At 62.4% G+C, this 8,526-nt stretch carries 7 protein-coding genes and 1 tRNA gene; 3 read left to right on the top strand and 5 right to left on the bottom strand.

Annotated features, from left to right (window positions below; translation table 11 throughout):
* Positions 1 to 55: 55 nt before the first annotated feature.
* From E4P82_RS00215 to E4P82_RS00205, 3 genes are all read left to right on the top strand, one after another.
* Entirely contained in the window at positions 56 to 373 is a 318-nt protein-coding gene (locus E4P82_RS00215; protein WP_169247022.1) for a transposase, read from the top strand.
* Positions 374 to 637: 264 nt separating this feature from the next.
* The gene (locus tag E4P82_RS00210; RefSeq protein ID WP_169247017.1) at positions 638 to 2,281 is read left to right on the top strand and encodes a DNA polymerase; all 1,644 of its coding nucleotides are present in this window, start codon (positions 638 to 640) and stop codon (positions 2,279 to 2,281) included.
* A gap of 148 nt (positions 2,282 to 2,429) precedes the next feature.
* Complete coding sequence (locus E4P82_RS00205) at positions 2,430 to 3,050, top strand: hypothetical protein (RefSeq protein ID WP_169247016.1); 621 nt, start codon at positions 2,430 to 2,432, stop codon at positions 3,048 to 3,050.
* A 212-nt stretch (positions 3,051 to 3,262) separates the two neighbouring features.
* On the opposite strand, the gene E4P82_RS00200 is transcribed toward E4P82_RS00205, so the two are convergent.
* From E4P82_RS00200 to ileS, 5 genes are all read right to left on the bottom strand, one after another.
* Positions 3,263 to 3,338, bottom strand: a tRNA-Thr gene (locus E4P82_RS00200).
* A 66-nt stretch (positions 3,339 to 3,404) separates the two neighbouring features.
* A complete protein-coding gene (locus E4P82_RS00195; RefSeq protein ID WP_169247015.1) occupies positions 3,405 to 4,136 on the bottom strand; it encodes a LytR/AlgR family response regulator transcription factor in 732 nt (243 codons plus the stop codon).
* 87 nt (positions 4,137 to 4,223) lie between these two features.
* Positions 4,224 to 5,162: a 4-hydroxy-3-methylbut-2-enyl diphosphate reductase gene (gene ispH, locus E4P82_RS00190; RefSeq protein WP_169247014.1), complete on the bottom strand. Its 939-nt coding sequence runs from the start codon at positions 5,160 to 5,162 to the stop codon at positions 4,224 to 4,226.
* A 28-nt stretch (positions 5,163 to 5,190) separates the two neighbouring features.
* Positions 5,191 to 5,685: a signal peptidase II gene (gene lspA, locus E4P82_RS00185; RefSeq protein ID WP_169247013.1), complete on the bottom strand. Its 495-nt coding sequence runs from the start codon at positions 5,683 to 5,685 to the stop codon at positions 5,191 to 5,193.
* On the bottom strand, positions 5,685 to 8,519 hold the full coding sequence (ileS, locus tag E4P82_RS00180; protein ID WP_169247012.1) for an isoleucine--tRNA ligase: 2,835 nt from the start codon (positions 8,517 to 8,519) through the stop codon (positions 5,685 to 5,687). Before ileS ends, lspA begins: the two co-directional genes overlap by 1 nt.
* Positions 8,520 to 8,526 lie beyond the last annotated feature (7 nt).

Below are 8,526 nucleotides of genomic sequence, written 5' to 3'. Positions count from 1 at the left end.
ATCTACGATGGTCATGCGGCTCGCCAAGTCTTGACCACCTTGTTTTCAATCGTGGATAGCGTCAAAAAAAATCTGGGCGGATGGTGGTTATAGAGGTGAAAAGTTTGTTCAATGGGTCAAGGAACAGTTCGACTGCATTTTTGAAGTTGTTGAAAAAAAGAAAACGGATAAGGGATTTCAGGTTTTACCTCGGCGATGGGTTGTAGAGCGAACCTTTGCTTGGCTCGGGCGATCTCGCCGCTTAAGCAAAGATTACGAACGGAAACCCACATCGAGTACGGGCCATGTTTATATGGCCTCAATTCGACTCATGCTGCGAAGAATTTGTAAAGAACGAGTATTATTACAAGGGACTGCTTTAGAGGTAGCTTAGGTAATTGAGTTTTTTCACAGCTTCTGAGAATCCAACAATATCGGCAACGAGAGCCTGCTATTCCTGACTATTCCTGAAACTCAAGAATTGGGAAGTACCCCGGCTATTCCGGCTATTCCTGCTATTCCCACCGTCCCTACCCCGGAAAATAGCAGGAATAGCCAAAATAGCAGCGCCCCTACACCAGAATTCACCCTTTCCCTTCAGACCGCACCGGTCGGACCGCCGCCGGCACGGGTACTGCTGGAACGATGGGGTTACCGGGTGCACTACCTCCGTGAGTCGGAAGCAGCCCGGCGGGCCATTGCCGAACTGACCAACGCCGGCCATACGCTGATCGGTCTGGACGTGGAGACCGCACCGTTGCCGGCCTACCGGCTGGACGCCAAAGCCGGTCTGGACCCGTATAAGGCCCGTATCCGTACCGTTCAGTTGGCGGTCGGGCAAACCGTGTGGGTGATCGATCTCCAACAGGTTCCCGCCGATCTCCTCCAGCCGGTCATGGCCCTCCCGCTGATCGCGCATAACGCCGTCTTCGAGTGGCGGTTCCTGCACCGGTTGGGACTGACCCCGGCCAAACTACACGACTCCCTGCTGCTGTCCAGACTAGCGACCGGGCAAGGGCTGTCTCTGGCCGATTGCGCGCGGGAGCAATTGGGCATCGAGATCGACAAGACCTTGCAGCGGTCGGACTGGTCCCGTGATCTATCCGCCGATCAGATAGCCTATGCCGCCCTGGATGCGGTCCTGGCCTTGAAGTTGTGGGATGCCTACGGCCCGGCGATCAAGGCCAGTGGTCAGGCCGCCGCCTATCGGCGCATGGCGCAAGCGGTCCCGGCTGTCGCCGGGCACATGCTGGCCGGAATCCCCTTCGACGCGACCACGCACCAAGCCTGGCTGGCGCGGTGGACGGCGGACAGGCTGCCACTGCGGGAACAGTTGGAACACGATCTGCAAATCAATCCCGATTCCGGTCAACAGTTGGGCGCATGGCTGGCCAAGCATCTCACCGCCGAGGAATTGAAGGCATGGCCGCGCACCGCCTCCGGCCAATTGAAAACCGATGAGGCCGCGTTCGACGGGTGCACCCTGCCGGCCCTGGCTCCCCTGAGCCAGTACAAGCGGCTGGCCAAAAAGATCAGCACCTACGGCACCGGCTATGCCGCGCATATCCACCCGGTCACCGGGCGGATTCATGCCGACTTCGCCTTGGCCGGCACTCGTGGCGGTCGGTTTCGTTGCCGGAATCCCAACCTACAGAATCCCCCCGCCGGCGACTTCCGCCGCCTGTTCAAGGCGCCCGACGGGTATCGACTGGTGGTCGCCGATTACAGCCAAGTCGAGTTGCGGATAGCGGCGGTGCTGGCGGAAGATCCCGCCATGTTGGACGCCTACACCATGGGCGCCGACCTGCACAAGCGCACCGCCGCCGCCGTCGCGGGTATCCCAGAATCCGAGGTCACCAAGTCCCAACGGCAATTGGCCAAAGCCTGTAATTTCGGCCTGATCTACGGCATGGGCGCGGCGGGACTGGCGGCGTATGCGTCCAGTTCCTACGGCGTGGCGATGCCCCTGGAGGCCGCCGTCAAAGCCCGTCGCGCGTTCTTCAGCGCCTACCCCGGCATTGCCCGATGGCACGCCCGAACGAAGGTGAAGGGCGCGACCGATCCCGCCGTGCGGATCCGTGGCGGGTTGATCCGGGATTTGGGGAAAGAAGCCTACGGCTGGAAATTGACGGAAGCCCTCAATACCCCCGTTCAGGCACCGGCGCGGAAATCCTGCTGGCGGCCTTGGCGCGGATACCCGCCGCGTTATCGGGACTGGAGGCCCGGCTGGTCCATCACGTCCACGATGAGATTCTGCTCGAAGTCGCCGACCGGGATACCGAAGCCGCCAAGATCGCCTTGACCGAAAGCATGGTGGCCGGGTGGCGGGATTTATTTCCCGATCATCCCATGCCGGGGTTGGTGGACGCGCACGACGGTCAGGACTGGCTGGCGGCGAAGGGATAGCCTGGCCATATATTAGTGTTTGCTTATGAATGACGGGATTAAGAATGCCACGCAAGAAACCACCTAAACCGCATGCCAATACGGAGTTAGACCTGTGCGCCGTCACCAAGCTGACAACCAGCGGGGAGTTTGCCGCCCTGCGGGTGCTGCGGGCGGGCAATATGACCGCTATCGGGGATCGGTTGGATTTACCGTTGTTGGCCGATACCCTGCGGGAGCAGGCAAAGGCGGTCAACCATGGCGATCTTGCCCAAGCCGAGGCGATGCTGATCAACCAAGCGGTGGCGCTGCAAAACCTGTTTGCCCGGCTGGTCGAACGCGGCATGGATGCCGACCTGTTCCCCCACTATGAGACTCACCTGCGCCTGGCGCTGCGGGCACAGGCGCAATGCACCCGGACCTTGGAAGTGCTGGCGGGCATCAAGAACCCGCCCGTGGTGATCGCCAAGCAGGCGAACATTGCCCAGGGCCATCAACAGGTCAACAACGGTCTTCCGGCGGGTGATCCCGCGCGGGCGCGGGAAGTCGAAACTCTGCCGAACAAACTTTTGGAGGAATTACCCAGTGAACGGTTGGACCCCCGAACGGCGGCAACGGCAAGCGGCGGCGATTCAGCAATGGCGACCGTGGGAGCGGTCCACTGGTCCGAAGACCCCGGAAGGTAAGGCGCGGGTGGCGCGCAATCCCTACAAGGGTGCGGTCCGTGAGCAATTGCGGGAACTGGCACGGGCATTGAGGGAACAGCGGGAACTTTTGCCCCGTATCCGGTGACCCGGTGGCGCTGGTTTCCAAGCCTAGCGCTCTCAATTTTGCTAGCCATACTGCTAGCCACAACACAAAAAGGCTTACCTGGTTTCGGGTAAGCCTTTGTTTTGTTTGGTGCCGGAAGGGAGAATCGAACTCCCGACCTACTGATTACGAATCAGTTGCTCTACCGGCTGAGCTATCCCGGCGAATTTTTTCGAACAATGACTATAGCCCACTCAAATCCGACATACAAGGCGCGATCCGCCCAGACCTCAGAGAAGTTTCAGGCACTTCCGGACGGCCGGTAAGTGACGACGGCTGACCTCCAGCCGATCGGGGATTTCTTGAAAAATCAGTCGCGTGCTCTCATCGGTGGTTTTCTCCAATCCAGCGATTTGCGCCACCATTGCCAGTGCGTTGCGGTGCGTCCGTATCACCCGGTTTCCCAGTTCTCGTTCCAAGGTTTTCAGTGTCTCCTCGATCAGTGCTTCGCCATGACGATGGCGGACCACGACGTATTTCTGGTCAGCCTGAAAATAATACACGTCGGCCAACGGGATCAGTTCCAGTCGCTGGCCGAGTCGGGCGCGAAGGTGGGTACGCCCGGTTTCCTCGCGTTCGGCCGTCAAGCTGGTCAGTTGCGCTCGGTTGAGCCGGCTGGCGCTGATCAGCGCCTGTTCGAGTCGCTCCAGCCGGACCGGTTTGAGCAGATAGGCGACCGCGTGGGTATCGAAGGCGTCCAGCGCGTGTTCGCTGTAGGCCGTGACGAAGATGAGCGCGGGGGGGTGGGGCAGCGTCGCTAGCCGCCGCGCGATTTCCAGACCGTCCAGGCCGGGCATTTGGATATCCAGTAGGACGATGTCGGGTTGCAGGTTGGCGGCGAGCCGCAAGGCGTCCGCGCCATTGCCGGCTTCGCCACAGGGTTCGTGGTCGGGCAGGCGGCCGAGCAGCTCCCGCAGTCGGTCGCGGGCCGGCGGTTCGTCATCGACGATCAGCACTTTCATGGCGACAAGATCCGCGCGTGGAACGATTCCCCCAATGGAGCGGCCGCGTTCGGCAAGTCGCCTGGAAGCGGTTGCCGGGCCAGTGCTTCAGCGCAGTTCCCTGGGCAGCGCGAAAATCACGTTTTCGGCACGGCCGGCGCTTTCGGTGATCGCCGTCGCGCCCAAATCCCGCAGGCGGGCGATCACCTGCCGCGCCAGCACCTCGGGCGCCGAGGCGCCGGCCGTCACGCCGATGGCCGTCTTGCCCGCCAGCCATGCCGGGTCGATGTCCTCGGGGCCGTCGATCAGATAGGCTGGCGTGCCCTGTTTTTCCGCTAACTCCCGCAATCGGTTGGAGTTGGAACTGCTGCGGGAGCCGACCACCAGCATCAGTTCGCAGTGGCCCGACAGATCTTTCACCGCGTCCTGGCGGTTCTGGGTGGCGTAGCAGATGTCGTCCTTGCGTGGCCCCTGAATGGCCGGAAACCGTTCGCGCAGGGTGGCGACGATTCGCGCCGTGTCGTCCACCGACAACGTGGTTTGGGTGACGTAGGCCAGTTCGGCGGGGTTGCGCACGCTCAGGGTCCGCGCGTCCTCGACCGTTTCCACCAGATACATCCGTCCGCCCTGAGCTTCATCGTACTGGCCCATGGTACCCTCGACTTCCGGATGGCCGGCGTGACCGATCAGCACCACTTCCCGGCCGGCATTGCCGTGGCGGGCGACTTCCATGTGAACCTTGGTGACCAGCGGACAGGTGGCGTCGAATACCTTCAGTCCGCGCCGCGCCGCTTCTTCCCGCACGGTTTGCGAGACGCCGTGGGCGCTGAAAATCACGGTGGCGTCTTCGGGCACCTCGTCGAGTTCATCGACGAACACCGCGCCGCGGCGGCGCAGATCGTCGACCACGAAGCGGTTGTGCACCACCTCGTGGCGGACGTAGATCGGTGCACCGAACAGTTCCAGCGCTCGATCGACGATGCCGATGGCACGGTCCACGCCGGCGCAGAATCCGCGCGGGTTGGCAAGGTGGATGTGTACGCTCATGCAGGTCTCCCGCAAGTCGGCCGCGCGCTCAGGCGCCATCCAGTGTGTTCGGTTTACTCGTCCGGCCGGACCACAGGCTATCCAGCACCAGCAGCGCCGCGCCGACAGTGATGGCCGAGTCGGCGAGATTGAAAGCCGGCCAGTACCAGTGTTGATAATAGAGTTGGATGAAATCGATCACTTGGCCCAGCCAGGCACGGTCGATCAGATTGCCGATCGCCCCGCCCAGAATCAGCGCCAGCGCCGTGGCCAGTCGTGTTTCCGTTGGTTTGAGCCGCCGCAGCCAGACGATCAGCCCGATGCTGACTAGCGACCCCAGCCCCAGGAAGAACCAGCGCTGCCAGCCGCCGGCGCCGGCCAGGAAGCTGAAGGCGGCACCGGTATTGTAGGTCAGCAGCAAGTTGAACGACGGCAATACCGGTACCGGCTGATGAAAGGTCAGCAGTGTCTCGGCGAGAAATTTGGTGACCTGATCCAGCACGATCACCGATCCGCTCAACCACCAGTACCAGCGGGCGGCCATCAGGCATAACGCCGGGTTTCGCCGTCGCCGGCGACATTGTCCACGCAGCGCCCACAGAGCTGTGGGTGTTCGGGATAGTGACCGACATCGGCGCGGTGGTGCCAGCAGCGCCCGCATTTATCCTCGATGCTGGGCACGACCTGGATCACCAGCGACTGACCGTCGAGCGAGGTCGGTTCCGCGTCGCCCGGCGCTTCGCTCAGCGGTCGCAGCCGGGCGTAGGAAACGATCAGGAAGAATCGTAGTTCGTCTTCGATCCGCCGTAAATCCATCGCCAGCGCGCCGTCGCAGTACAGATCCACCTCGGCGTCCAGCCCCGAACCGATACCGCCTTCGATTCGCAAGCGCTCCAACTTCTTACTCACCAACTCGCGCACCGCGATCAGTCGGTCCCAATAGGCCGCGTTGAGCGGTTCGGCGTCATCGACCGCGAACAATCCGTCGTACCAGGTGGTCAGGAACACCGACGGACCGCGTTCGCCCGGTAGGTTTCGCCAGATTTCCTCGGCGGTGAAGCTGAGGATCGGCGCCAGCCAGCGCGTCATGGCTTCGACGATGTGGTACAGGGCGGTTTGCGCCGAACGGCGGGCGATGCTGTCGCGCTGAGTGGTGTACTGGCGATCCTTGATGATGTCCAGATACAGACTGCCCATGTCCACCGAGCAGAAGTTGTGGATTTTCTGGTAGATCAGATGGAACAGGTACTGGTCGTACGCCTCCAGGATTTCCTCCTGCAAACGGTGGGTACGGTCCACCGCCCAGCGGTCCAGCGCCAGCATCCGTTCCGGTGGCAAACGATGTTGCGCGGGATCGAAGCCGTTGAGATTGGCCAACAGGAATCGAGCGGTATTGCGCATGCGCCGGTAGGAATCGGCCATGCGCTTGAGGATTTCGTCGGAGACATTCATCTCGCCGCGATAGTCGGTTGCCGCCGCCCACAGCCGCAGCACGTCGGCACCCAGCGAATTGACCACTTTTTGCGGCGCGACCACGTTGCCCAGCGACTTCGACATCTTGCGGCCCTGGGCGTCCACGGTGAAGCCGTGGGTCAACAACCCCCTGTAGGGCGCGACGCCGCGCATCGCCACCGAGGCCAGCAGCGAGGACTGAAACCAGCCGCGATGCTGGTCGGAGCCTTCCAGATACAGTTCGGCGGGGAAATGCAGTTCCGAGCGGCGTTCCAGCACCGAGAGGTGGGTGGTGCCGGAATCGAACCAGACATCCAGGGTATCGGGGACCTTGTCGTACTCGGCGGCGTCCGCGCCCAGCAACTCCGCCGGGTTGAGTTCGAACCAAGCGTCGATGCCACCCTGTTCGATACGTTGCGCCACCTGTTCCATCAGTACCTGCGTGTTCGGATGCAATTCGCCGGTTTTCTGATGCGTGAACAGGGTGATCGGAACTCCCCAATAACGCTGGCGGGATACGCACCAGTCGGGGCGGTTGGCCACCATGCCCTGAATCCGGGCCTGGCCCCAGTCCGGGGTAAAGCGCACTTTCTCGATCTCGCTCAGCGCGCGCGCGCGCAGCCCGTGTTGATCCATGCCGATGAACCACTGCGGGGTGGCGCGGAAGATGATCGGGGTCTTGTGTCGCCAGCAGTGCGGGTAGCTGTGCGTCAGTCGAGCGACGCGCAGCAGCATGCCGTGCGCCTTGAGCACGTCGATCACCCGTTCGTTGGCGGCGAACACATGCAGGCCGGCGAACAGCGGGGTATCGGGCAGGAACTTGCCGTCCGGCCCGACCGGATTGTCCACCGGCAGACCGTAACGGGAGCCGACCACGTAGTCTTCCTGGCCGTGGGCGGGGGCGGTGTGCACCGCGCCGGTGCCGGCCTCGGTGGTGACGTGATCGCCGAGGATGATCGGCACTTCACGGTCGTGAAACGGATGGCGCAGCGCCAGTCCTTCCAAATCCGCGCCCAGGCCATAAGCGATCACCTGATAAGTGTCGACTTGCCAGCGCGCCAGCGAGTCTTTCAATAACGGCTCGGTGACGAGCAGGCGCTCATGACCCCGGTCGGTTTCGACTTGTACCAGCACGTATTCGAAGCCCGGATTGAGCGCCACCGCCTGATTGGCGGGCAGGGTCCACGGCGTGGTGGTCCAGATGACCACGGACAGCGGCCCCTTGCCTTCGTGACCCTCGACATGGCGCAGGCGGGCCAACAGGGCCTCGAGATTCGCCACCGGGAAGCGCACGTCGATGGCCAGCGACTCGCGATCCTCGTATTCGACCTCGGCCTCGGCCAGCGCCGAACCGCAGTCGATGCACCAATACACCGGTTTGGAACCGCGGTACAGGTGGCCGTTGGCGACGATCTTCGCCAGCGCGCGCACGATATCGGCCTCGGCTCGGAAGTCCATGGTCAGATAGGGGTTCTCCCAATCGCCCAGCACGCCCAGGCGCTGGAAGTCCGTGCTTTGGTGAGCGACCTGCTCGGTGGCGAAGGCACGGCAGGCGGCGCGGAATTCGCGGGCACCGACCTTGACCCCCACCTTGCCCAACTTCTTTTCCACCATCTGCTCGATCGGCAAGCCATGGCAGTCCCAGCCCGGCACGTAGGGCGCGTCGAAGCCGCTCAGGGTCCGGGATTTGACGATGATGTCCTTCAGCACTTTATTGACGGCATGGCCGATATGAATCACCCCGTTGGCGTAGGGCGGGCCGTCGTGCAGCACGAATTTCGGTCGGCCGGCGAATTCGGCGCGCTGGCGGCGGTACAGATCCAATTCCCGCCAATGACGCAGCAGATCCGGCTCGCGCTTGGCGAGATCCGCCCTCATCGGAAAAGCGGTTTGGGGAAGATTGAGAGTGTCTTTGTAATCAGCCACGGTAAGC

This window comes from Candidatus Competibacter phosphatis, assembly GCF_012939995.1.
Taxonomy (GTDB): domain Bacteria; phylum Pseudomonadota; class Gammaproteobacteria; order Competibacterales; family Competibacteraceae; genus Competibacter; species Competibacter phosphatis.
This window is presented reverse-complemented; position numbering and strand designations above follow the sequence as displayed.

What these genes read in the sequence shown, in the direction of transcription:
- E4P82_RS00205 (WP_169247016.1), top strand. Translation starts at nt 2,430, where the DNA reads ATGCCACGCAAGAAACCACCTAAACCGCATGCCAATACGGAGTTAGAC.
- E4P82_RS00195 (WP_169247015.1), bottom strand. Translation starts at nt 4,136, where the DNA reads ATGAAAGTGCTGATCGTCGATGACGAACCGCCGGCCCGCGACCGACTG.
- ispH (WP_169247014.1), bottom strand. Translation starts at nt 5,162, where the DNA reads ATGAGCGTACACATCCACCTTGCCAACCCGCGCGGATTCTGCGCCGGC.
- lspA (WP_169247013.1), bottom strand. Translation starts at nt 5,685, where the DNA reads ATGGCCGCCCGCTGGTACTGGTGGTTGAGCGGATCGGTGATCGTGCTG.